This window comes from Devosia sp. XK-2 (assembly GCF_037113415.1).
GTDB lineage: Bacteria > Pseudomonadota > Alphaproteobacteria > Rhizobiales > Devosiaceae > Devosia.
Genome location: NZ_CP146608.1, coordinates 2,291,772 through 2,315,321 on the forward strand (window position 1 = coordinate 2,291,772; position 23,550 = coordinate 2,315,321).

Below are 23,550 nucleotides of genomic sequence, written 5' to 3' on the forward strand. Positions count from 1 at the left end.
AAAAGAGCGGAGTCCCGAGACGGCTGCCGTCCCTGAAACAAAAAAACTGAAACGAAAGCCGTCTCGGGAACGCTTGCCATTCGCGCGCAGCGCTCATGGCCTTCTTGCTTAAAATCTCCCCACCGGGGAGATTTTGCCTGCGGCACAGCACGAAGCTGGTCGCTGCAGGCCGCCCTGTCGCGAGAGGAATGAGGGGAGTATGGGGCAGGTTTTTGGGGGCGGGGATTACTTGTGAATATTCTGTCGTCTCAATGCGTTGATAGTCCGACACCCCCACCCTGCTCGATTTAACGGACTTAGCTGATGCTAAGTCCTATCTCGCCTCCAGCCATTCGAGCCTGGCTCTCTTAGCCTTCTTGACTTATGCGGCTCCACTGGAGCCGCACATCCGCTTTGCGGACCGTCTGCGAAGTCACCTAATTTCGCTCCACCGGAGCGAAATTGCCTCCGGCCGGTTCGAAGCCCACAAGGGGAGGGAAGCGCAGGGCCGCAGCGCTTGTACTCATCGTCTCCCGTCCCCCTTGTGGGGAGGGACCAAGGGTGGGGGTGCTGTCCGTAGACCCAGATGGCAGCTATCGATCCCCAATTTTGCCGCTGAGGCGATACAATGAGATGACCAAAACCTGCTATCTCCCCATCCACCGCGCGTCACCCTCGGCCTTGAGCCGAGGGTTCTTCACTCGACGATATCGTCCCCGGGATCGTGCCATTCAGGGTGTGTCGCAATATGGGGCCCCTGCCGAAATCCCAAAGTACAGAGCCCTCGGCTCAAGGCCGAGGGTGACGGCCGGTGGGGGATGCCGACAAAGAGGCAAATCGGGACGGCGGGTTAGACCCCAAATCGGCCAACGAGCGAGCGTGTTGCGATTGCCAAAACCGGCCGTCAGGTGGACGGTTTCTGAACGAAGAGCTGCTTGCCGGTCAGCCGCAAGCAGAGTGCAACGTTTAATATAGGAAGCATCAGATAGCTCAAAAGGACAAGGGCCCGGTTTGGCGCTTCGAGTGCATAGAACTCGAAGTTCGCACCACACGGTGTGCCGTATACTATCGTCCCGAGCCAGATAGCATAGGTGAATGCAAGGGTTCCGATCAGCAAAATAGCTGTGACTATTAGCGAAATGGCGGCCCGTTCATTTGACGCCCCTTTGCTTAGCAAAAGAGCTGCCATAGCGAACAAGAGCAGGCCCGAGATGACGGAACTCGCCAAAGCACTGCCGCTATCGCCTTGCGTACAAGTGGTGGCATACCCGAACATCTGGATGGGAATAGTCAGAAGCGCCAGAATTACCAGTGTCACAGGCCGGCGTCCCCCAAAGATTGACAAGGCATTGTCTGCTTAACGCGCAAATCTGCCAATAGCCGCCCGCTCCCACCCCATCCCTACCACCGCATCGGCCCACCCAGCTCCGCCCCCTACCGGATAGCCCGGGCCGTTCGCGCCAGCAGGATAACCGGCAAAATGCCAATGGCCACGATGAGCAGGGCTGCCAGCGCTGCGTCTTCATAGGTGCCGCGGGCGGCTTCGCCATAGAGCAGGGTCGCCAGGCTCTCGAAATTGAGGGGGCGCAGGAGGAGGGTTGCCGGCAATTCCTTCATGCAATCGACAAAGACCAGCAGGCCGGCCGCCGTGAGCGCGGGACGTGAGAGCGGCAGGTGGACGCGCCAGAAGGTGCCGCTGGCGCCCTGCCCCAATGTGCGCGCCGCGTTGTCATAGGCCGGCGGGATGCGGCTGAGGCCGGCATCGATGCCGCCGGCGGAAATGGCGATGAAGCGCGCGGCGTAGGCATAGATGAGCGCCGCGCCGGAGCCGAGCAGCAACAGCCCGGCGGACAGACCCGTCCAGGCATGCCAGAGACCGCCCAGGGTGCGATCGAGCGCCGCGACGGGAATGAGAATGCCGATGGCGAGGACCGTGCCCGGCACCGCATAGCCCAGAGAAGCGACCCGCATGGCACTGGCGGACCATTGGCCGGCATGCAGGCGCGCCGCATAGGCCACGGCAAAGCCGAGCGAGAGCACGACCAGCGTCGCCAGCGCCGAAACGCTGACCGTGTTCAGCGTGGCCCGGATCAGAGCCTGCGAAAGCCCGGCAAATTCGAAGCGCCGGATCGCCGCCACCATGAGATAAAGGGCAGGCCCCGCAAACCCGATCAGCACCGGTGCGGCGCCAAGCAAGAATGCGATCAAGGCTGGCAGGCCGCGGAGTTTTTCGCGCTGCATCTGCCGCGCATTCTGCGCCGTTGAGGCAAAGCGCTGGCGGCGGCGGGCCCAACGCTCCAGCACCAGCAGGGCAAGGACGATGGCCAGCATGCCCAGGGCAATCTGGGTGGCGCCGGGTAGGTCGGTGCGAACAATCCAGGTGGTATAGACCGATGCGGTCAGCGTCCGGACCCCCAAAAACTGGGAGGCGCCGACATCGTTGAGCACTTCCATCAGCGCCAGGGAAACGCCCACGGCAATGGCCGGGCGCGCCAGCGGCAGGGCGACGCGCCAGAAGATGCCCGAGCGCGACACGCCAAGCGTGCGCGCCGCTTCGGTGACATTGGCCGCCTGGGTCAGGAACATGGCCCGGGTCGAGAGATAGACGTAAGGATAAAGCACAAAGCCAAAGACCACGATGGCGCCCCACATCGTGCGCATATCAGGCAAGCGGAACTGTCGCGGGCTCGAATAGCCCAGAACCCAGCGCAGCGCCCCCTGCACCGGCCCCAGCGGGTTGAGAATATCGAGATAGGCATAGGCCATGATGTAGGTCGGCACGGCCAAAGGCAGCAGCAGCGCCCATTCCAGAACGCCGCGCCCGCGGAAATCATAGGCCGAGACAATCCAGGCCGCACCCGTTCCCACCATGGTGGCGATGAGGCCACTGCCGGCCAGGAGGACAAGCGTGTTCCACGTCGATTGCGGCAGGACGTAGCGCACCACATGGTTCCACAGCGATCCGGTATCGGCCATGGCTGTGGTCGCAATGGCCGCAATGGGCACAAGCGCCAGAGCCGCCGTGACCAAAGTCACGACGGCCCAAGGGCTCAACGCATGAGTCGCGCGCCACCGGGGGCGCTCTGCGGCGCGTTCTGTCATGGTTCAGAACGCGGACCGCATGGGTTCGACCTGGTCATCAATTACCGAAAGTGTCGAAATTGACCTCGTCCACCAGCTCGCTGGCACGCGCCCGGAAGGGCAGAATGTCCGAGAGCGAAAGGCTGTCCGGGTTCAGCTTGCCGAACTCGGCAATGATCGGATTGACCTCGGCGGTGGGCGACACCGGATACTCGAAATTGGCATCGGCATAGAGCTTCTGGGCTTCATCGGAGACCAGATATTCGAGCAGTTGCACCGCTTCGTCGCGATTGGGCGCATGCGCCGCAACGGCTGCGCCGCTGACATTGACCAGAGTGCCGCCACCTTCAAAGGTCGGCAGGATCACCTTGACGGCATCGGACCAGGCCTTCTGTTCATCGCCACCGGCGCCGCTGGCCATCAGGCCGTAATAATAGGAATTGGCCACGGCAATGTCGCAGACGCCGGCCGCGATATCGCGGGCGCCATCACGGTCACCACCGGCAGCAGCGCGGGCCTGGTTGGCCTTGATGCCTTCGAGCCAGGACTTGGTGGCGTCCTCGCCATATTTGGCCATATAGGCGGCGAACATGGCGGTGTTATAGGGGTGCTGCCCCGAGCGGATGCAGAGCTTGCCGCGCCATTCTTCATCGTCGAGCTGCTCATAGGTGATGCTGTCGAGATCGAGCTCCTTGGCGGCATAGACCACGCGGGCGCGGCCCGACAGCGCAAACCAGTTGCCATCAGCGTCGCGCAGCGCCTCGGGCACGGCCGCTTCGAGCACGTCCGACTGAACCGGCTGGGTCACGCCGGCATCGACCAGGTCCACCAGCGCGCCGAAATCCACGGTCATCAGAATATCGGCCGGGGAGCTATCGCCCTCGGCCTTGACGCGTTCGATCAGCCCGCTTTCGAGAAACACGGTATTGACCGCAATGCCGGTCTCGCTGGTGAAGGCGTCCAGAATGGGCTGGATGAGGCCCGGCTCCCGGGTGGTGTAGATATTGACCTCATTGGCCAGCGCCGGCATGGCTGCGCCCAAGGCGAGAAGGCTAGTGAGGCAAATTGTCTTGAACGTGCTTCGCATGAACTTTTCCTTGCAGATTTGGTCGCGGGGCGCGGGAGGCCGGGCCGCGCCCGACACCGGCGCAAAAGCCATAGTGGACAACGCAAGTCAATTTAAATCGGCAAAGCTTGGATTCGTTCTAAACTGTTGGCCGAGCGCGATAATTCGAGAAAGCAGCGCGCCTATTCGCCCTTTTCGGGGAATATCATGACCTGAGAGGCATTTATGCTGAGATGGACGCTTTGGCCGGGTGCGACATCATGGCGGGCCGTGCCCCGCATGATGAGCGGCGCGGAAAGACCGCTCACCTTGAGCTCGATCTGCTCAATCTCACCCAGAATCGCCCGGTCCAATACCTCTGCTGCAATCCCTTGCCCGGCAATGGAAATGGATTGCGGCCGCACCAGGACGCGCGGCGCGCCGCCGCGGAAATCGGGCGAAGGGAAACGTCCCAATGGCGTTTCCAACCCATCGGGCGAGAAGCGCGCCGGGATCACATTGACCTGCGAGAAGAAGGAGGCGGCATAGGCCGTCCATGGCGCATCATAGATGCGCTCGCCGGTTCCCGCCTCGACCAGCCGCCCCGACTGCATTAGGGCGACCATATCGCCAATCGCCAAGGCCTCTTCGGGATCGTGGGTCACCACGACCGCCGTCATAGCCAGATCGCGCACAATGGCCAGCGTTTCGTGGCGCACCTTGTCACGCAAACCGCGATCCAGATTGGAAAAGGGTTCGTCCATGAGCAATAGGCGCGGTTGCGGCGCCAGGGCACGGGCCAGCGCCACGCGCTGCTGCTCGCCGCCCGAGAGCATATGCGGAAAGCGGTCGGCCAGGGCGCCGATGCCAATGCGCTCGATAATATCGGCAACGCGCCGGGCGCGGTCGGATCGGGGCAGTTTCGACAAGCCGAAAGCGATGTTCTGGCGCACACTCAGATGCGGAAACAGCGCATAATCCTGAAACATGAAGCCGACGCGGCGATGCTCGGGCTCGACAAAGGCATCGTCGCCCGAAACGGTAATGCCATCGATCAGGATCTTCCCGCCATCGATGGTCTCGATCCCCGCCACAGTGCGCAACAGGGTAGACTTGCCGCAACCCGAATGGCCCACGAGACACGCGATCTGCCCGGCACCGATCTCGAGCGACACCCCATCAAGGGCGGCAACAGAGCCGAAACGGCGCGACACATTGTCAAGAACAAGCATGGAGCGGGTGGACGTCATGGCTTGCTAGTGGCCGTGAGCCCACGCGCTTGTCAAGGGAGCGCAATGTAGCGGCTCCATTGAAACGCGAATTGCACGCAAGCTGAAGCCTGCTGGCCGCCTAAGCCGTCTGGCGATCTTCGCTCATGGCGCGCTTGCGGAAGGAATGGGCCCGCCACAGCTCGAAAATGTGCTTGGCATCTTCGCCCTCCAGCGCCTCGAAGCGGGAGAGGACCATCTTCTTGTCCGCTTCGGTCGGCAGGTCGCGCCAGGGCAGCGTCGCCACAATGGCTTCGAACAGGTCCGGCGCCATGCCCGACGCGCGCAGCGCCACGATAACGGCGACATAATCCTGGCCGGCCAGCCATTTCACCACGATTTCGGGCGCAACATGCAGCATCACCGCCATGGCGGCGGCGGCGTGGTGGCCATAGCCGAAGCGGGCAAATCGGGCCAGCGCCCGGTCATCGAGCTGCTTGCGGTCGGCAAGGCCCTTGACCTGATTATAGGCAACCTTCCACTCCTGCGCGTTAAACCCGGCGCGGTTGCGGATGCGGTTATAGACCACGGTATTGATCTTGCCGGCGGCCACGGGGTCGACCTGGCGATCCAGATTCCCCAGGGTCTGCAGAACCTTGCCCGCGACCTGGTCGATTTCACCGCGCAGCGATTTCCAGTCGATATCGGTGCGGCCGCGCAGATCTGCGGCGATCTCGGCATCCTGCGTCGCGCGGTGCACCAGCTTTTCCAAAGTCGCGCGATCGAAGTCCGCCTTGGGATTGCGTACCAGGCGCACCACCGATGCAGTCTGGCCATGATCGACCAGGGCATCGCCAACCCGCTCGGTCACATTTGCCCGGCTGGCAATGGCGACGCGATGGTCCTCGGTCTGGCGGGTAATGATGTCGATCAGATCGTCGTCGCTGAGCACATTGGAGAATTCGAGGAGCGGACGGGCAACCTCGATAACGTCATTGGCCAGTTTGACAACCACGGTTCCGGGCGCCCGCTCGAGCGGCGCGAGCAGTTTGGCGACATGCACGCGCGCCTCGACCTCGACCAGTTCGGCGAGTTGGCACAGAACTTCATCATATTGGGCGACCTGATCGTCGTCACAGCGATCGGACACATAGCTGAAGAGCTGCGCCGTGGTGCGGAACAACTGCTCGCGTTCTGCCTGGTTATCCTCACCGTTCAGCACGCGGAAATTCGCGAACGCCCTATGGCCTTCATCGAGTTCTGACATGGTCGTTTTCTCCCGGCTTCTGCCGCTCAGTTCAGGCCAGACTGGCCTTCCACATGCTTGCGTGGACTGAAGGCTCATGGCGGGATTTGATTCAAATTTTATCCATGGCAGCTCCGGCGGAGTCCTGGAGCCCATCGGCGGGACCGGTCTTGTCAATATTGGCCCGCAGTAGGATCATCACCCAATTGTTCGGAGGATTTTCACATGCGCGCATTTGTAACTGTTCTGGCCATTTCCACCCTCGCAATCACCCCCGCCCTGGCAAACGACATGCCCGAAGAGCTGGTGGGCACCTGGGCTGTCGAGGGTCAATGTGACCAGGAGGACAACGTCATCCACATCACCGCCGATAGCCTGGCCATGGGCGCGGGCGAGGCCATGGCTATCGACTATTTCGAAGCCGATAGCCCGGCCGGCAACGGCGCCATTCACTGGGCCGAAGAGGGCAATGTCGACAATTTCGAATATGCATCGGAAACCGACCAATTGCTCTATAACGCTGAGGGCTATGGCATGGGCATCGACCCGGTGGTCTATGACCGCTGCCCCTAGTTCGTTCACGTTGAGTTTAATGCGGTTTTGTCCCCCTCCCCTTGAGTGGAGGGAGGCAATGGACAATGAAAAGGGCACCCCATGGGTGCCCTTTTCATTGTCGTATCGGCGGTGCGATCAGAGCAAATCGAAGCGATCCGCGTTCATCACCTTGGTCCAGGCGGCCACAAAGTCCCGGGCGAACTTGGCCGCCGAGTCCGACTGGCCATAGACCTCGGCAAAAGCCCGCAGCTGCGAATGCGAACCGAAGATCAGGTCGACGCGGGTGCCGGTCCATTTGAGGGCACCACTCTTGCGGTCGCGTCCTTCATAAACGCCCTCTTCGTCGGCCTTGGGCGCCCAGACGGTGTCCATGGTCAGCAGGTTGAGGAAGAAGTCGTTGCTGAGCGTTTCGGGCCGGTCGGTGAACACCCCGTGGTCGTTGACCCCGGCCCTGAGCACGCGCAGACCACCGAGCAGAACAGTCAGTTCCGGCCCGGTCAGGCCCAGCAATTGAGCACGATCCACCATGGCTTCTTCGGGCTGCATGAAGGTGCGCGCGCTATAATAGTTGCGGAACGCATCGGCGCGCGGTTCCAAAGCCGCGAAGGAAGCCGCATCGGTCTGCGCTTCGGAAGCGTCCATGCGGCCCGGCGTGAAGGGCACAGTGATGGCGTGACCACCCGCATGGGCGGCCCTTTCGAGCGCCGCCGAACCGGCCAGCACGATGAGGTCGGCCAGCGATATCTTCTTGCCACGCTCGGCCGAGGCATTGAATTCGTCGCGGATGGTCTCCAGCTTCGACAACACATTGGCCAACTGGGCCGGCTGGTTGACTTCCCAATCCTTCTGCGGGGCAAAGCGGATGCGCGCGCCATTGGCGCCGCCACGCTTGTCCGACTTGCGGAAGGTCGAGGCGGAAGCCCAGGCGGTTGAGACCAGCTCGGAGACCGAGAGGCCGGACGCCAGCACCTTGGCCTTGAGGGCGGCAATGTCGGCGGCATCGACCAACTCGTGATCGACAGCCGGAATGACGTCCTGCCAGATCAGGTCTTCGGCGGGAACTTCCTTGCCGAGATAACGGACCTTGGGGCCCATATCGCGGTGGGTCAGCTTGAACCAGGCGCGGGCAAAGGCATCGGCGAACTGGTCCGGATTTTCAAGGAACCGGCGCGAAATCTTTTCGTAGACGGGATCGAACCGCAGCGACAAATCGGTGGTGAGCATGGTCGGACGATGCTTTTTCGAGGGGTCGAAGGCATCGGGAATGACCTCGTCGTCCGTCTTGGCCACCCACTGCTTGGCGCCGGCGGGGCTGGTGGTCAGCTCCCATTCATATTTGAACAGGTTCTCAAAGAAGAAATTGCTCCAGCGTACCGGGGTCTGCGTCCATGTGACCTCAAGGCCCGAGGTGATGGAATCCTTTCCCAAGCCGCTTTGGAACGTGCTCTTCCAGCCCAGGCCCTGGTCTTCGACCGCGCCACCTTCAGGATCGGGGCCGATAAGGGACGGGTCGCCGGCGCCATGGGTCTTGCCGAAGGTGTGGCCACCCGCGATCAGCGCCACGGTCTCCTCGTCATTCATGGCCATGCGGGCAAAGGTCTCGCGGATATCGCGGGCTGCCAGAACCGGATCGGGATTGCCGTTCGGGCCTTCGGGATTGACGTAAATGAGACCCATCTGCACGGCGGCCAGTGGCTCTTCGAGCTGGCGTTCGCCCGAATAGCGCGAGTCGCCAAGCCAGGTGCCTTCGGGGCCCCAATAGAGCTCTTCAGGCTCCCACACATCGGCGCGGCCACCGGCAAAGCCGAAGGTTTTAAAACCCATAGATTCAAGGGCCACATTGCCGGTCAGGATCATCAGATCCGCCCAGGAAATGGCATTGCCGTATTTCTGCTTGATCGGCCAGAGTAGACGCCGGGCCTTGTCCAGATTGGCATTGTCCGGCCAGGAATTGAGCGGGGCGAAACGCTGCTGCCCCATGCCGGCGCCACCGCGGCCATCGGTGATGCGATAGGTGCCGGCGCTGTGCCAGGCCATACGGATGAAAAGGCCGCCATAGTGACCGAAATCGGCCGGCCACCAGTCCTGGCTATCCGTCATCAGGGCGCGGAGGTCCGCCTTGACCGCGTCCAGATCGAGCGCCTTGAAGGCCTCGGCATAGTCGAAATCAGGACCCATTGGGTCCGACAGGTTCGAATTGGCGTGCAGCACCTGCACATCCAGCGCCTCTGGCCACCAGTCGCGATTCTTCGGGCCACGGCCCGCGCCCCCATGCGGGAATGGGCATTTGCCGGCTTCGGACTTGGGATTGGGGTCGGTCATGGTGGGGCCTCCTGAATAGATATGCCCGCGTTATAGGGGGGTGACATCGATTAGACCAATCGATAATTCTTCCTAATTCGATAGGAAAAACTAATTGTGACGATCACCCTGAAACAGATGCGCTATGCCGTTGCCGTGGCGGAAACCGGGCATTTCGGCCGCGCCGCAGAAGCATCGTCGGTCACCCAACCAGCTCTTTCCCAGCAAATCCTGAGCCTGGAGAGCCTATGCGGCACGCCTCTTTTTGACCGGCTCAAAGCCGGAGTGCGGCTCACCCCTTTCGGGCGCGAATTCGTCACCATGGCCCGTGATACGATCAAAAGCGCCGAGGCGCTGGACGCCTTCGCCACTGGCCGGGCAGGCAAGCCCGCACGCGCCCTGCGCTTTGGCCTGATACCGACCGTCGCACCCTATCTTCTGCCCGAGATTTTCCCCGCACTGACCCGCGAGCTGCCCGACCTTAAATTCGCCGTCAGCGAAAGCCGGACCGACGCCCTGCTCGACGGACTGCGCGAGGGCAGCCTCGACATCGCCCTGATCGCGACCGAACCGGATGGCCCCGGCCCGCGCCTGGTGGACATGTCGCTTTTCGACGACAATTTCGTGCTGGCAACGCCCAGCGGCGAAAGAACAAGCGAGCCGGTCTCGCTTGCGGCCCTGCCCCAGGACCGCATTCTGCTGCTGGACGAAGGGCATTGCTTCCGCGACCAGACCATATCGGCCTGCCGGCTCGATACGGAGCGAGGAACCAAGACCTTTGCGGCCACATCCCTGTCCACCATTGTCGAATTTGTCGCCAATGGGCAGGGCGTGACGCTGCTCCCACAAATCGCGCTGCGCAAGGAGGCGAGCGACCCCCGCATTGCCGTGCACCCACTCGACGATCCGGCGGCCGGACGGCAATTGCGGCTGGTCTGGCGCGAGGCGACCCCCTTTGCCGACACGTTCACACAGATCGCCGAGGTTATACGCAAAACGCGGCCGGCCTCGGCTGGTTAAACGGCCATGCGGCGCCGTTGGCTGAAACTGTCCCAGGAAAATACCGCCAGCGACAACCAGATCAGCGCAAAGCTCAACAAGCGCATCGGATTGAGTTCTTCGCCAAACAGCATAATGGCCAGGAGGAACTGAATGGACGGCGCGAGATATTGGAACATGCCGATCGTGGTCAGGCGTAGCCGCCGAACACCGTAGGCAAAGAGCAGGAGCGGCACAGCCGTCGCCGGTCCGGTGGCGATCAGCAGGAGCATAAGGGTGGGATCGGCATGAACGCCCACGCCATTGTGCACAATGTCGAAGATGACATAGCCCATGGCCAGTGGCGCGGCCACCAGCGTTTCGGCAAACAGGCCGGTAGCCGGGCCTGTCTGCGCGGTTTTGCGAATGAAGCCGTAAAACCCGAAAGAAAAGGCCAGGCCCAGCGCGATGAGCGGCACGCGGCCAATGCCGGCCGCCTGGATGAGAATGGCCACCGCCGCAATGGCAATCGCCACGGACTGCATGCGGTTCTGCCGTTCGCCTAGAAGCACCATGCCGATGGCCACATTGACCAGCGGATTGATGAAATAGCCGAAACTGGCCTCAAGCACCTGGCCCGTTTCCACCGCCCAGACATAGAGCAGCCAATTGCACACCAGCAGCAGGGCTGACATGGCGATCACCCGCATGCGGCGGAAATCGGCCAGCACCGACCGGATTTCGCTAAAACCGCCGGTGAAGGCGATGAACAGGGTCAGCAGAACCAGCGACCAGAGCGTGCGCTCGGCCACGATCAGCACCGAACCGGCCTGATCGAGCAGATGGAACAGGATCGGCAGGAAGCCCCAGAACAGATAGGCGGACAGCGCCGCGACGACGCCTTTTCGCGTCTCGCCAGCATCGGCCCCGCGCGTCGTCACGCTCTCGGCGGCCAGTTCGGGGGCTTGTTCGGGAAGGGTCATGCTGGGGGCTCCGCACCAGGACGCGGGTGCGTATCCATGTACCAGCCCGATTACCGCCGCGCCAATCAGAGTTTGTGATCGTCAACCCTTGCAAAGGTGATGGCTTCGTCCCAACCTTTATCGGTGTGGGACGTTTGGCCTTGAGAAGCGCCGGCCCTGCTCATGCGCTTCGGACCCGTCCAAATACGAGGAGTCGCATATGAAAAAGACAGTGACCTGGATTCTGATCGTCGACGGCACCCAGGCCCGCGTGGTGGAACATGCTGGTCCCGGCAAGGGTCTCACCACAGTCAAAGGCCTCGACTGGTCCATTCCGCCGCTCCAGACCCAGGACATCAATGCCGACCGTCCCGGCCGCAGCCATTCTTCGGTAGGGCATGGCCGCAGCGCCATGGAGCCCAAGACCGACCCCGCCCAGCACCGGGAGGCCGAATTCGTCCGCTCGGTCGCCAGTGTGATGGAGGGCAAGGCCAAGTCCGGCGTCTATGACCGCCTGGTCATCGCCGCCGCTCCGATTGCCCTGGGCAATCTACGCAAGGTGCTGTCCGACCACGTGAAGAAAACGGTGGTGGCAGAGCTCGACAAGGACCTCACCAATGTCCCCACCTCGCAACTGGACCGGCATCTGGACGGGATTATCGCCGTCTGACCTGACGCGAAATCAGAACCCGTTCAATTTCAAAGGCTTATGACAGAACCCAGACTCAATCCCAAAGCCGGTTGAATCAATCTGCGAAGAGCCGGAATCAAAGTCTGAACCTGTTGAATCCAGAACTGAACCGAGCGGCGCGACGCCTCACATCGCGCCGCTATTGGTCTGAATCTTCGTCGCTTTCCGCGCCCGCAAAAGCGTCGAGAAACTGCAGGAGCAACGAATTGACGAGCTCAGGCTTCTCGATGCTGGGAATATGGGCCGCGCCCTCCAGCACCACCGCAAAAGCATTGGGCATGGTCTCGGAAAGCGTGTCATGGCGGTCGATCAGGGCGGTAAAATCCTCATCCCCCACGATCAGCAGGGTTGGCGCCGCCACATCTTCGACCCGGGTCCAGGCATCGGGCAGAGCCTCTTCCTGCGTCAGGGCCGGCTTGTTGAGCGCCAGGGCATTCATATCGAAAAACAATTCGCGCGTCGCCCCGCCGACACGCCCGCTCCGGCCGCGCGGACCATCGAGCCATTCATGCGCCTGCACGCGATTGAGCAGTTCGATCTCGCCGCGCTCCCAGGCGTCTTCCTCGGCCATTTCAATGGCCCGTTCTTCCGCCGTAGCGCTCCAGGGCGCGCCGGTGATCGAAGTGCCGATCAGCACCAGACCCATCACCCTTCCAGGATGGGTGAGCGCAAAATCGACAGCCAGGCCGCCACCCATGGAACAACCGACAAATATGGCGGCGTGAATCTCCATCTCGTCGAGCAGAGCCTCGAGGTCGTCGAGATGGCTGAACGGCTCGTCCGGGCTCGTGGTTTCGCCATAGCCACGCCGGTCATAGGCGATGGCATGCCAGCCCGCATCGGCGACGGCGGACATCTGCGCGCCCCACATGCGTTTGTCGCAGACACCGGCATGCAGGAAAATAACGGGCAGCCCCTCCCCCTGTTCGAGACCGCTCAGCGTCGCGCCGCCAATCTCAAAGGTGAAGGGGTCCGCGCTCATTGCACCAGCGCCGCGCAGAACTTAGTGCCGTCCTTTTCACCCAGCCAGCAGCCGGCCTCGCCCTCGACTGGGGCGAAATGGCCCAGTTCCTCGGGATAGCGGCCCGGCTGTGCGTCAGCCGGAATGAGATAGGCCAGACCTTCGCCATCGGCCTCATGCGCAAACACGAAGGTTTCTCCGCTCGGCAGGACAAAGGTGATACCACCACCATCGACAGTCACGTCGCAGTCAAACGGGTCCAGACCCGTGATCGAACATTGCCCCGGCGCAGCCATGGCCGGAAGGGCGAGGGCAAGGCCAGCCAGCAGCGCCGCCCCCGTCGCGAGTTTCTTCATACAGTCCCCCAAGAACCGAACTTTTCGGAGCAAGGCTCCGTCCACCGCAGTCTATTGCAGAAAGCCCAACAAACCCAATGCTTTTCGCAAGTCGGTGGAGGTTTGGTAAAAGCCGGAGCGCAAGCTTATGCGAGTTGTACCGGGAGGCGATCCGAGGCCTACGGACCCTGGGCCGCATGCCGTCGGGGCCAAAGAACACTGATGCGCGCAGAGCCGCTCTCGCTTGGCTCGGCGCGCCCAGTCCGGTTCTTCCAGCGGCCTCGGCGCCGGTCTACCGCGTCAGCGGCTTATACGTTGCCCGCTTCGGATTGACCGCGTCGGCACCAAGCCTGCGGACTTTGTCCGCCTCATAGTCCTGGAAATTGCCTTCGAACCATTCGACATGGCTATCGCCCTCGAAGGCCAGCATGTGCGTGGCCAGGCGGTCGAGGAACATGCGGTCGTGGCTGATGATCACGGCGCAGCCGGCGAATTCCTCCAGCGCTTCTTCGAGGGCGGCCAGGGTTTCGGTGTCCAGATCGTTGGTCGGTTCGTCGAGGAGCAGGACATTGGCGCCGGATTTGAGCATTTTGGCCAGGTGCACGCGGTTGCGCTGCCCGCCCGAGAGATTGCCCACTTTCTGCTGCTGGTCGCCGCCCTTGAAGTTGAAGGCCGAGGTGTAGGCGCGCGAGTTCATCTCCCGCTTGCCCAGCATCAGCACGTCGTCGCCCTCGGAGATTTCCTCCCAGACGGTCTTATTGGGATTGAGGGCGTCGCGACTCTGGTCGACATAGCCCAGATGCACATTTTCGGCGACGGTGATGGAGCCGCTATCGGGCTTTTCCTGGCCGGTCAGCATCTTGAACAGGGTGGTCTTGCCCGCGCCATTGGGGCCGATAATGCCGACAATGCCGCCCGGCGGCAGCTTGAAGCTGAGATCGTCAATGAGAAGTCGGTCGCCGAAGGATTTCGAGAGGTTTTCGACGGTAATGACATTCTGACCCAGGCGTTCGCCGGGCGGAATGATGATCTGGGCGGTATGGGACTGGGTGCGGGCCTCGTTGAGCTTGACCAGCTCGTCATAGGCCTTGATACGCGCCTTGGACTTGGCCTGCCGCGCCTGCGGGGACTGGCCCATCCATTCTTTTTCACGCTCCAACACTTTAGCGCGGGCCGCGTCTTCGCTCTTTTCCTGGGCGAAGCGCTTGGCCTTGGCATCGAGGTAAGCGGAATAATTGCCCTCATAGGGCACGCCGCGGCCGCGATCGAGTTCGAGAATCCAGCCCGTGACATTGTCGAGGAAGTAGCGGTCGTGGGTGATGATCAGCACCGCGCCTTCAAATTCGCGCAGGTGCCGTTCGAGCCAGGCCGTGGTCTCGGCATCGAGATGGTTGGTCGGTTCGTCGAGCAGCAAGAGGTCAGGTTTGGAAAGCAGCAGCGCGCAAAGCGCCACACGGCGCTTTTCACCACCCGAGAGGTTGGTGACATCGGCATCGCCCGGCGGGCAGCCAAGGGCTTCCATGGCCACCTCGACCTGCGATTCCAGGTCCCACAGGTTCTGCGCGTCGATAATGTCCTGGAGCTTGGTCGCCTCATCGGCGGTCTCGTCGGAATAGTTCATCATCAACTCGTTATAGCGGTCGACGATGTCCTTCTTTTCCTTGACGCCCATCATGACATTGCCCAGCACATTGAGCGCCGGATCAAGCTGCGGCTCCTGGGCCAGATAGCCGATCCGGGCGCCCTCGGCGGCCCAGGCCTCGCCGGTAAATTCGGTATCAATGCCGGCCATGATCTTGAGCAGCGTCGACTTGCCCGAGCCATTGGGCCCGAGAATGCCGATCTTGGCATCGGGGTAGAAGGAGAGATGGATATTATCCAGCACCTTCTTGCCGCCGGCATAGGCCTTACTCATTCCGTGCATGTGATAGATGAACTGGCGCGCCATGCGTCGGGACCTCATAGGGAGTGTTCGAAGATTGGCGCCTATGTAGGGCATGCATGGGGACGACGCAATCACCGCGGGGACGCGCCCCAGGGAACGTTTCTCCGCCCGGACGGTTTTGCTGACAAAGCGTCAGGACAATCCCATGGCCAATCTCTGGTACAAGAACGCAATCGTCTATTGCGTTGATGTCAAAAGCTTCATGGACTCCAATGGCGATGGCACGGGCGATTTCATCGGCCTGGCCGACCGGCTCGACCATCTCGAGCGCCTGGGCGTCACCTGCATCTGGCTCAACCCCTTCTATCCCTCGCCGCGCCGCGACAATGGCTATGATATTTCCGACTATTACGGCATCGATCCGGCGCTCGGCACGCTGGGCGATTTTGTGGAGTTCATCCAGGCAGCCGAAGACCGGGGCATGCGGGTGATCGTGGATCTGGTGGTCAACCACACATCGGACCAGCACCACTGGTTTCAATCGGCGCGGGCGGATCGGGCCTCGCCCTATCGCGACTGGTATGTCTGGCGGGACGAAAAGCCCGACAGCATCACCGACGGCATCGTCTTTCCCGGTGTCCAGAAGGCAACATGGACCTATGACCAGACCGCCAAGGCCTGGTATATGCACCGCTTCTACAAATTCCAGCCCGATCTCAATACGACCAACCCGGCCGTACGGCAGGAAATCCTCAAGATCATGGGGTTCTGGCTGGCCCTGGGCGTCTCGGGTTTCCGGGTCGATGCGGTGCCGTTCCTCATCGAGCCACGTGGGGTGCTGACCGACAAGCCGGTGGCCGACCCGCACGCGCTGCTGACCGAAATTCACGACTTCCTCTCCTGGCGCAAGGCCGAGGCGATCCTGCTCGCGGAGGCCAATATCAACTACGAGGAGGCGCCGAGCTATTTTGCCGCCGGCGACCGCATGACCATGGTCTTCGACTTCTCCGGCAATGAACAATTGTTCCTCTCGCTGGCGCGCGAAACGGCCGCGCCTTTGCGGCACGCTCTCGCGGTAAGGCCGGAACCGGGCGGCATGGGCCAGTGGGCCGTGTTCCTGCGCAATCACGACGAGCTCAATCTGGGTGGCCTGACCGAGCAGGAGCGCCAAGAATGTTTTGCGCGCTTCGGTCCGGAGCCGGACATGCAGATCTATGAGCGCGGGCTGCGCCGCCGCCTGGCGCCCATGCTGGATGGCGATCCGGCGCGGCTGAAAATGGCGTTCTCGCTGCTGCTGGCCCTGCCGGGAACGCCGGTCATCTGGTACGGCGACGAAATCGGCATGGGCGAAGACCTGTCCCTGCATGAACGCGAGGCGGTGCGCACGCCCATGCAATGGTCACCCCATCCCAATGGCGGTTTTTCCACCGCGCCCAAAAAGCACCTGGTGCGCCCGGTGGTCGATAGCGGCGAATTCGGATATCACAAGGTCAATGCGGCCATGGAAACGCAACACCGCAATTCCTTCTTCCATGCCATTGCCGACATGGTCTCGGCCCGCCGCTCGGCGCCGGAAATCGGCTGGGGCGGTGTACACATCATCGATATCGGCGATGACGAAGTGCTGGTTCTCTCCAGCAGCTGGCGCGGCGCCAGGATTATTACCGCCCACAATTTCTCCAGCAAACCCAAGGTCTTCCACCTGGCAGAGGAAGGGATAGACGAGCTCATGCCGATGTTGACGGAATCCCCGTCGGGCCCGCTCAGGGGCGATAGCGAGATATCGCTTTCCCCCCATGGCTATTGCTGGCTGCGCTGCAATGGCGAGCGGCGCTAAAGTTCAGTGAGCAGCCATTGTCCAACCGGCCAGGTGGCCGCGAAATGCCTGGCGCAGAGATCGACAAAGCCGGGGGTATAGGCCGCGGTGCCCGGCAGAGTGATCGTTGCGGTCAGGCCCTCGAAAAGCAGGAATTCAGCACGGTCGGGACCGACCTCGAAGCCGCGTGGCGGCTTTTTGCGGGTCTTTTCCCCTATGGCGTAATCACCCGCGGCCTGCACGGACGCAATGGCGGCCTGCAGGGCCTTGCCGGAGCGCGGCAACACTACCGCATGGCGGAAACTATCCAGCGTCTCCTTGTCGAAACCATGCATGCCGGTACCCAAAAAGACCTGATCGGGCGTGATGCGGAGATAGAAGCCGGGCGTATTCCAACCCTTCTTGTCGCCATGCCAGAACCAGAAATCGAGATGCGTCTTGTAGGGCCGCTTGTCCTTGGAGAAGCGCACATCGCGATTGACCCGCATGATTGAACCGTTGACGCGGGGCTCAGCGTGGACCTCTGGCGAAATGGCAGCCAGCCTTGGCGCCATCTGCGCGACGAAGGCCTTGCCCGCTTCGACATAACCGGCCTCGTAGAGATCGCGATTGGCGTCAAACCAGGCCTTTTCATTGTTCTGGGTTATGCCAGCCAGAAAATGCAGCGTCAGTTCGGGGAAATGATCGAACGTATCGCTCATCGGGCCGCAACCTCCACGGGCACGGATTTAAAGGCCGGGGTCTTGCTGCGCGGGTCGACCGCCTGGCCGGTAAGCACATTGGCCTCCGGATAATAGGCCAAAACGGAGCCGCGCGGCAGGTCGAACCCGGTGGCCAATCCTTCCATGTGCCCGCTCTGCGAGGTCACCATTACCTTCTGGCCTTCGGTCAGGCCGCGCTCGGCCATGTCCTGGGGATTGAGGAATATTGCCCGACGCCCGGCCCCGCCACGATAGCTGTCGGTCTCCTCATAGATGATGGAATTGAACTGCCCCTCGCTGCGGACCGTGGCCAGCATGAGCCTGTCCGGCGCGGCGGGGATCGGTGTCACTGCGAAATGGGCCTTCCCATCCACCGTGCCGAATTGGGGTGCGTGCAATACCCGGTTGCGAATGTGAAATTCGCGTTTGGCCACATCGATATCGGCCAACTCCTCCATACCAGGGACAATGGCCGCGATGGCATCACGCAGCCGCGCATGACCGGAAAAGGCGGCAAAGTCGATGGGTGAATGGGGCAATATCCGCTTACCCAGTTCGCCCAATATCCAGCTTTCGGGGCGAACTGTCTCGATACGGCGAATGCCGCCATCGGACAGGCGCACGAAATTGAACATGGATTCCTGCGTGGTCGGCTCCCATTCCTCATCGCGTGCCGTCACCGGTAAAATCAGCATTTCGCCGTCGCCCAATCCCCGCACATGGCCCTGATTGAGCGTAGTAGTCAGAAAGAGCTTGAAGCCGATTTGCGCCATGGCGCGGGAAGAAAAGGCGGTATCGGGCGTCGCCGCCCAGAGATTACCGCCCATGATCACGGCCGCGTCGATCTCCCCTTCCGCCGCGTGCTGCATGCAGGCCATGGTATCGAGCCCCTTTTCTTCCGGGAACGTCACCCCGAAAGCCTCTTCCATGCGCTCAAGCACGTCCCGCGCCAGCACCGGCTTGACCCCGATCGTGCCGATGCCCTGCACATTGGAATGACCGCGCAGCGGCAAGAGGCCGGCAAAGCGCTTGCCGATCATGCCCCGCAACAGCGCCAGATTGGCAATGGCCTCGACATTGGCAACGCCGTGGACATGGTGCGTCATGCCCATGCCCCAGGCGAAGACGACATTTTCCGAGCGGCCATAGGCCGCCGCGACGCGATCGATCTCCGCGCGGGTGAGGCCGCAGGTGGTTGTGATCTCCTCCCAGGTCAGAGCATCAATATCCGCTCGGAAGGCGTCGAAGCCGGCCCCGTGGCGCTCGATGAAAGCCATGTCGGCGGCGCCCTGCTCGAGCACCGCCTTGCAGAGCCCTTTGAAGAGGGCGATATCGGAACCAATACGCGGCTGCAGATAATCCGAAGCGATCTCGCTGCCGCCCTTGAGCATTGAGCTGGGCGATTTCGGCACTGCGAACTTGACCAATCCCGGTTCCCGCGCCGGATTGATGACGATCACCTGTCCGCCCCGCTCCCGGCAATTCTTCAGCATATGAATGAAACGGGGATGGTTGGACGAGGGGTTGGCGCCGATGACGAAGATCAGGTCGGCCCCGGTCAGATCCTCCAGTTCAATGGTCGCGGTGCCCTTGCCGATGGTCGTGGCCAGCCCTTCGCTGGTGGCCTGATGGCAATAATAGGAGCAATTGTTGACATTGTTGGTGCCATAGGCGCGCGCCAGGAGCTGAAACAGGAAGCCAGCCTCGTTGGACGAGCGGCCTGAGGAATAAAAGAAACTGCGCTGCGGATTGGCTGCGGCCAGCCGTCGCGCCGCGTGATCGAGCGCATCGTCCCAGGATAAAGGTTCGAACCGGGCGCCGCCGGCGGGGCGGAACAGCGGCGTGCCCAGGCGCCCCAGCGACTCCATTTCCTTGCCGGTCAGTTCAGCCAGATCGTCGATCGTATGCTCGAAGACCGCATGGGGAATGGCCGGCTGAATATCGGTGGATTGCGCCTGTACGCTTTTGTTGCAGACCGAGGGAAATTCACCCAGCTCATTGGTCATGCCGCCCTGCTGACCGCCCATGCCATAGGCGCAGGCCTTGCAGGTGTTCTTGCCGGTCAATGCCTTGGCGGCCTTGCCCACGCCGATGCGATTGATGGTGGCAAGAGTGTAAAGGACCTTTTTGGGGCCGCCGCCCACAATCTGGCTGATGTCGGTCAAAGCAAATCTCCTCAGGCCTAGATTGCCGCTATCGGCTCCGGGAGCAAGGAGAATTGACAGGCTAGTTTGCCATGGTCGAGCGATGCGCCCAGCCGGTCATGCGTTTTTCCACCCAGGCCATGAGCGCGTACATGGCGATGCCTTCCACCGCGAGCATGAGCAGGCCGGCAAAAACCAGCGGCACGTTAAAGTTCGATTGTGCCGAAGCCATCATGTTTCCGAGCCCTGAATTGGAAGCCACGGTCTCGCTGACCACGGAGCCAACAAAGGCGAGGGTAATCGCCACTTTCAGCGACCCGAAGAAATAGGGCATGGAGCGCGGAATGCCGACCTTGAGCATGATGTCGAGCTTCTTGGCGCCAAGCGCGCGCAGCACGTCCTCAGTTTCCGGCTCAATGGTGGCAAGGCCCGTGGCCACATTGACCACGATGGGAAAGAACGAGATCAGGAAGGCCGTCAGCACCGCCGGCACCGTGCCGATGCCGAACCAGATGACGAGGATAGGCACCAGCGCCACCTTGGGAATGGCGTTGAACCCCACCATGATCGGATAGAGCCCGGCATAGATGGTCTTGGACCAGCCGATGAACAGACCAATGCCGAGCCCCGCGACGATGGCGATGATGAAGCCAAGCACGGTGGTGTAGAGCGTTTGCAGCGAGTTCTTCCAGATGGGCGACCAATATTGGAATATCGCCTCGAACACGCGCGTGGGTGTGGGCAAAATCGTGTGGGGCAGCCCGGAAATGCGAGCGCCCAGCTCCCACAAAACGAAGAGTCCGACGGTGTAGAGCACTGGCGAAAGCCTGACCCAATTCACCTTCATCTTGGCTTTGGGGGGCGCAGCGACAGGGGCTGCCGTTTCACTCGCACTCATGCGGCGGCCCTCGCAGTGGCAATTTCCCCGTGCAGCTTCTGCACCATGTCGTTGAAGTCCGGCTCATAGAGCAGGTCGAGCTGGCGAGGGCGGGCAAAGGGCACGACATGTTCCGAAATGACCCGGCCCGGCCGGGCACTCATCACCACGACCTTGTCTGCCAGGAACACGCTTTCTCTGAGGTCATGGGTGACCAGCACGATGGTGACGTCCTGGCTCGCATGCAGGTCGCGAATGACGCACCAGAGCTCCTCGCGGGTAAAGGCGTCGAGCGCGCCGAAGGGTTCGTCCAGCATCAGTAATTCGGGCTCGTGGATGAGCGCGCGGCAGAGATTGGCGCGCTGCTGCATGCCGCCCGACAATTGCCAGGGAAATTTCTCGCCAAACCCTTTGAGGCCCACGGTCTCAAGCAGTTTTTCCGCCTTGGCCACATATTCGGCCTTATGGGCCCGCAGACGATGGCGGTGCTTCTCGACGATTTCGAGCGGCAGGAGAATATTGTCCAGCGTCGTCCGCCAAGGCAGCATGGTCGGGTTCTGGAAGGCCATGCCTACGATAGAGACCGGCTTGGTCACCTGGCTATTGGCAACGATAACGGTGCCCGATTGCGGAATATGCAGCCCGGTGGTCAGCTTCATCAACGTGGACTTGCCACAGCCTGACGGACCCACCACCGCGACGAATTCCCCGCGGTCGATCTTGAGATTAAGACCGCTCACCGCCAGCGTGCCATCGGGCCCGCCATAGCGCATGTCGACATTTTCGATGGATACCAGAGGCGAGGCCATGGACCGCTCCCGTCAGCGCCGAAAAGGACCCGCCCCGAAACCATTCCCGTTCCCTCGGAAGAATGGCTCGGGGCGGATGAACCCGGGCGTCCCTTATCGCCCAGGAAGAAACGCTGCCCGTGTCAGGGCAGCATGCGCTCTTCTGCCGGCGGCAGGTATTGCGCATCGAACACGTCGGGGGCGGTCACATTGCCCTTGAGGCCCATGGAAATCTTGAGCGTCTCTATGGACGCAGCCAGCCGCGCCTCATCGATGCCGCCAAAGCCGTTCTCGATCACATAGGGGGTCTTGATGTTCATCTCATTGGCCATGGTCAGACGCTCCGTCTCAGTGTCGATATTGAGCGTTTCATTGCGGGCGAGCACAGCCGCAGCCCCGGCAGCAGGATCGGCCACCGCGTCGGCAAAGCCCTTGGCCAGCGCACGCAGGAAACCCTTGACGGCCTCGGGATTTTCTTCGGCAAAGGCCTCGTTGACCAGAACCGCATTGCCATAAAGATTAAGACCGTGATCGGCGAACAGGATCGGCACGATGTCGTCGTCGGGCACGCCATTGGCCTTGAGGTTGAGTATTACCGAAAAGGCGAAACCGAACACGCCATCGACATCGCCCGAAGCCAGCATGGGTTCGCGCACCGGAAAGCCAATGGATTCAAGGGTAATGGCGCTATCGTCGATCCCCGCAACTTCCTTGAAGGCCGCCCATTGCGCAAAGGCCCCGTCCGGCGGCGGCGCACCGAGCTTCTTGCCCTCGAGCGATTTGGGGTCGTCGGTAATGCCGAGCGACTTGCGGCCGATGACTGAGAAAACCGGCTTGTCATAAACCATCATGATGGCCTTGACCGGCTGGGCCGGGTCTTCGTCGAGGAACTTGATCAACGAATTGATGTCGCCAAAGCCAAGCTGGTAAGCACCGGTGGCCACGCGCGGGATCGCCTCGACCGAACCATTGCCGGTATCGATGGTGACATTGAGCCCCTCCTCGGCAAAATAGCCCTTGTCCTGCGCTAGAAGGAAACCGGCCGCGGGGCCCTCGAAACGCCAGTCCAGTGTCAGTTTGACATCGGTCTGGGCCAGGGCCGGCAGTGCAAGTCCAGCGACCGACATGCCCGTTGCCAGGGCCAGCGCGGCGGTGAAATGGCGGCGAGAAAGCATGATTTTGACGTCCCAATTTGTTATCGGGAGAAATCAAGCGCAGCTTTTTCGGGCATGCAAGCAATTTTCGATCATTAAGGCATCAGTTCTCGCACCTGCACAAAAATAAGGCAGGTCGCTATCTCTATATCCCGTCAAATGGGCAAACCGGAACGCGCCTTGACGAGCCTGATGCTCATATTGGAGTGGATGCGGGCCACGCCCGGCAGTCGGGCGCTAAGGCGGCGATGCAGGTGCTCGAAATCTTCATGGTCCCGGCAGACCACTCGCAGGATGTAATCAGACTGCCCGGCCATCAGATGGCATTCGAGAACTTCTGGAATGTCCTGCACGGCGGCCTCGAAGGCATCGAGCGCCGCCTCGCTCTGGCTGGTCAGCCCAACCTCGATGAAAAACTGCATCGTAAAGCCGAGGCTCGCCGCATCGAGATCTGCATGGTAACCGCGAACATAGCCCGCTTCCTCGAGCGCCTTGATACGCCGGTGGCAGGCCGATGGGGACAGGCCCACAGTATCTCCCAGCACCTGCACGCTACGGTGGGAATCGCGCTGCAACTCGCGCAGCAACTTCCGGTCGGTGGAGTCTGGCAATTGCGGCACGTGCGGCCTCCATGCTGGATCAGCGACGGGCCGAACATGTGATCCAGCGGGACAAAATGACAAGCACCGCGCGCGTTATCCCCACTCGCACGCACGAAACGGTGCGGACTTAGTAAACAAATACTGTAGGATCACGGCTGCTTTTTCGCACCGCAAAGAATCTGCCGGGGCCCTATATGTAGGATGATCGCCCAGCGTCTCTTTTTGCGCACAAAACAGGGCG

General features: G+C 61.6%; 20 protein-coding genes. 4 read left to right on the forward strand and 16 right to left on the reverse strand.

Annotation, left to right across the window (positions count from 1 at the left end; all coding sequences use genetic code 11):
• Positions 1-883: 883 nt before the first annotated feature.
• The 5 genes from V8Z65_RS11220 to V8Z65_RS11240 all read right to left on the reverse strand — a co-directional run bounded on the left by V8Z65_RS11220 (position 884) and on the right by V8Z65_RS11240 (position 6,580).
• Entirely contained in the window at positions 884-1,297 is a 414-nt protein-coding gene (locus V8Z65_RS11220) for a hypothetical protein (protein WP_338720025.1), read from the reverse strand.
• Positions 1,298-1,413: 116 nt separating this feature from the next.
• A complete protein-coding gene (locus V8Z65_RS11225) occupies positions 1,414-2,955 on the reverse strand; it encodes an iron ABC transporter permease (RefSeq protein ID WP_338724008.1) in 1,542 nt (513 codons plus the stop codon).
• 163 nt (positions 2,956-3,118) lie between these two features.
• Complete coding sequence (locus V8Z65_RS11230; protein WP_338724010.1) at positions 3,119-4,090, reverse strand: extracellular solute-binding protein; 972 nt, start codon at positions 4,088-4,090, stop codon at positions 3,119-3,121.
• Positions 4,091-4,308: 218 nt separating this feature from the next.
• Positions 4,309-5,355, reverse strand: coding sequence for an ABC transporter ATP-binding protein (locus V8Z65_RS11235; RefSeq protein WP_338720028.1), 1,047 nt, complete (start codon positions 5,353-5,355; stop codon positions 4,309-4,311).
• Positions 5,356-5,455: 100 nt separating this feature from the next.
• Positions 5,456-6,580: a DUF2336 domain-containing protein gene (locus tag V8Z65_RS11240; protein ID WP_338720031.1), complete on the reverse strand. Its 1,125-nt coding sequence runs from the start codon at positions 6,578-6,580 to the stop codon at positions 5,456-5,458.
• Positions 6,581-6,784: 204 nt separating this feature from the next.
• Between V8Z65_RS11240 and V8Z65_RS11245 the strand changes: the two genes are divergently transcribed.
• Positions 6,785-7,132 carry a hypothetical protein gene (locus V8Z65_RS11245; protein ID WP_338720033.1) on the forward strand — a complete coding sequence of 116 codons (348 nt, stop codon included), beginning with the start codon at positions 6,785-6,787 and terminating at the stop codon, positions 7,130-7,132.
• A 117-nt stretch (positions 7,133-7,249) separates the two neighbouring features.
• On the opposite strand, the gene katG is transcribed toward V8Z65_RS11245, so the two are convergent.
• A complete protein-coding gene (gene katG, locus V8Z65_RS11250; RefSeq protein ID WP_338720035.1) occupies positions 7,250-9,436 on the reverse strand; it encodes a catalase/peroxidase HPI in 2,187 nt (728 codons plus the stop codon).
• Positions 9,437-9,532: 96 nt separating this feature from the next.
• Between katG and V8Z65_RS11255 the strand changes: the two genes are divergently transcribed.
• Entirely contained in the window at positions 9,533-10,435 is a 903-nt protein-coding gene (locus V8Z65_RS11255) for a LysR substrate-binding domain-containing protein (RefSeq protein WP_338720037.1), read from the forward strand.
• On the opposite strand, the gene rarD is transcribed toward V8Z65_RS11255, so the two are convergent.
• Positions 10,432-11,376, reverse strand: a complete 945-nt coding sequence (gene rarD, locus V8Z65_RS11260; RefSeq protein WP_338720039.1) for an EamA family transporter RarD — start codon at positions 11,374-11,376, stop codon at positions 10,432-10,434. The two genes, V8Z65_RS11255 and rarD, sit on opposite strands and share 4 nt — an antisense overlap.
• A 199-nt stretch (positions 11,377-11,575) precedes the next feature.
• Here rarD and V8Z65_RS11265 point away from each other — a divergent pair, with 199 nt between their 5' ends.
• Complete coding sequence (locus tag V8Z65_RS11265) at positions 11,576-12,025, forward strand: host attachment protein (protein WP_338720040.1); 450 nt, start codon at positions 11,576-11,578, stop codon at positions 12,023-12,025.
• A 160-nt stretch (positions 12,026-12,185) separates the two neighbouring features.
• On the opposite strand, the gene V8Z65_RS11270 is transcribed toward V8Z65_RS11265, so the two are convergent.
• The 3 genes from V8Z65_RS11270 to ettA all read right to left on the reverse strand — a co-directional run bounded on the left by V8Z65_RS11270 (position 12,186) and on the right by ettA (position 15,290).
• Positions 12,186-13,028 (reverse strand): alpha/beta hydrolase, encoded by an 843-nt coding sequence (locus V8Z65_RS11270; protein ID WP_338720042.1) that lies wholly within the window; start codon positions 13,026-13,028, stop codon positions 12,186-12,188.
• Positions 13,025-13,363, reverse strand: a complete 339-nt coding sequence (locus V8Z65_RS11275) for a hypothetical protein (protein ID WP_338720044.1) — start codon at positions 13,361-13,363, stop codon at positions 13,025-13,027. Before V8Z65_RS11275 ends, V8Z65_RS11270 begins: the two co-directional genes overlap by 4 nt.
• Before the next feature lie 271 nt (positions 13,364-13,634).
• Entirely contained in the window at positions 13,635-15,290 is a 1,656-nt protein-coding gene (gene ettA, locus V8Z65_RS11280; protein ID WP_338724011.1) for an energy-dependent translational throttle protein EttA, read from the reverse strand.
• A 142-nt stretch (positions 15,291-15,432) separates the two neighbouring features.
• Between ettA and V8Z65_RS11285 the strand changes: the two genes are divergently transcribed.
• Positions 15,433-17,064, forward strand: a complete 1,632-nt coding sequence (locus V8Z65_RS11285) for an alpha-amylase family protein (protein ID WP_338720046.1) — start codon at positions 15,433-15,435, stop codon at positions 17,062-17,064.
• Here the strand turns inward: V8Z65_RS11285 and V8Z65_RS11290 are convergent.
• From V8Z65_RS11290 to V8Z65_RS11315, 6 genes are all read right to left on the reverse strand, one after another.
• Positions 17,061-17,744: a DUF2461 domain-containing protein gene (locus tag V8Z65_RS11290; protein ID WP_338720048.1), complete on the reverse strand. Its 684-nt coding sequence runs from the start codon at positions 17,742-17,744 to the stop codon at positions 17,061-17,063. The two genes, V8Z65_RS11285 and V8Z65_RS11290, sit on opposite strands and share 4 nt — an antisense overlap.
• Positions 17,741-19,909 (reverse strand): FdhF/YdeP family oxidoreductase, encoded by a 2,169-nt coding sequence (locus V8Z65_RS11295; protein WP_338720050.1) that lies wholly within the window; start codon positions 19,907-19,909, stop codon positions 17,741-17,743. Before V8Z65_RS11295 ends, V8Z65_RS11290 begins: the two co-directional genes overlap by 4 nt.
• Before the next feature lie 61 nt (positions 19,910-19,970).
• Positions 19,971-20,786: an ABC transporter permease gene (locus V8Z65_RS11300; protein WP_338720052.1), complete on the reverse strand. Its 816-nt coding sequence runs from the start codon at positions 20,784-20,786 to the stop codon at positions 19,971-19,973.
• On the reverse strand, positions 20,783-21,574 hold the full coding sequence (locus V8Z65_RS11305; RefSeq protein WP_338720053.1) for an ABC transporter ATP-binding protein: 792 nt from the start codon (positions 21,572-21,574) through the stop codon (positions 20,783-20,785). The genes V8Z65_RS11300 and V8Z65_RS11305 overlap by 4 nt, the downstream gene beginning before the upstream one ends.
• Before the next feature lie 122 nt (positions 21,575-21,696).
• The gene (locus tag V8Z65_RS11310) at positions 21,697-22,728 is read right to left on the reverse strand and encodes an ABC transporter substrate-binding protein (protein WP_338720054.1); all 1,032 of its coding nucleotides are present in this window, start codon (positions 22,726-22,728) and stop codon (positions 21,697-21,699) included.
• Between the two features lie 134 nt (positions 22,729-22,862).
• The gene (locus V8Z65_RS11315) at positions 22,863-23,327 is read right to left on the reverse strand and encodes an Lrp/AsnC family transcriptional regulator (protein ID WP_338720055.1); all 465 of its coding nucleotides are present in this window, start codon (positions 23,325-23,327) and stop codon (positions 22,863-22,865) included.
• Positions 23,328-23,550: the final 223 nt, after the last annotated feature.

Coding starts and splice junctions, on each gene's coding strand:
- V8Z65_RS11225 (WP_338724008.1), bottom strand. CDS start 2,955: ATGGCCGATACCGGATCGCTGTGGAACCATGTGGTGCGCTACGTCCTG.
- V8Z65_RS11230 (WP_338724010.1), bottom strand. CDS start 4,090: ATGCCGGCGCTGGCCAATGAGGTCAATATCTACACCACCCGGGAGCCG.
- V8Z65_RS11235 (WP_338720028.1), bottom strand. CDS start 5,355: ATGACGTCCACCCGCTCCATGCTTGTTCTTGACAATGTGTCGCGCCGT.
- V8Z65_RS11240 (WP_338720031.1), bottom strand. CDS start 6,580: ATGTCAGAACTCGATGAAGGCCATAGGGCGTTCGCGAATTTCCGCGTG.
- V8Z65_RS11245 (WP_338720033.1), top strand. CDS start 6,785: ATGCGCGCATTTGTAACTGTTCTGGCCATTTCCACCCTCGCAATCACC.
- katG (WP_338720035.1), bottom strand. CDS start 9,436: ATGACCGACCCCAATCCCAAGTCCGAAGCCGGCAAATGCCCATTCCCG.
- rarD (WP_338720039.1), bottom strand. CDS start 11,376: ATGACCCTTCCCGAACAAGCCCCCGAACTGGCCGCCGAGAGCGTGACG.
- V8Z65_RS11265 (WP_338720040.1), top strand. CDS start 11,576: ATGAAAAAGACAGTGACCTGGATTCTGATCGTCGACGGCACCCAGGCC.
- V8Z65_RS11270 (WP_338720042.1), bottom strand. CDS start 13,028: ATGAGCGCGGACCCCTTCACCTTTGAGATTGGCGGCGCGACGCTGAGC.
- V8Z65_RS11275 (WP_338720044.1), bottom strand. CDS start 13,363: ATGAAGAAACTCGCGACGGGGGCGGCGCTGCTGGCTGGCCTTGCCCTC.
- ettA (WP_338724011.1), bottom strand. CDS start 15,290: ATGGCGCGCCAGTTCATCTATCACATGCACGGAATGAGTAAGGCCTAT.
- V8Z65_RS11285 (WP_338720046.1), top strand. CDS start 15,433: ATGGCCAATCTCTGGTACAAGAACGCAATCGTCTATTGCGTTGATGTC.
- V8Z65_RS11290 (WP_338720048.1), bottom strand. CDS start 17,744: ATGAGCGATACGTTCGATCATTTCCCCGAACTGACGCTGCATTTTCTG.
- V8Z65_RS11300 (WP_338720052.1), bottom strand. CDS start 20,786: ATGAGTGCGAGTGAAACGGCAGCCCCTGTCGCTGCGCCCCCCAAAGCC.
- V8Z65_RS11305 (WP_338720053.1), bottom strand. CDS start 21,574: ATGGCCTCGCCTCTGGTATCCATCGAAAATGTCGACATGCGCTATGGC.
- V8Z65_RS11310 (WP_338720054.1), bottom strand. CDS start 22,728: ATGCTTTCTCGCCGCCATTTCACCGCCGCGCTGGCCCTGGCAACGGGC.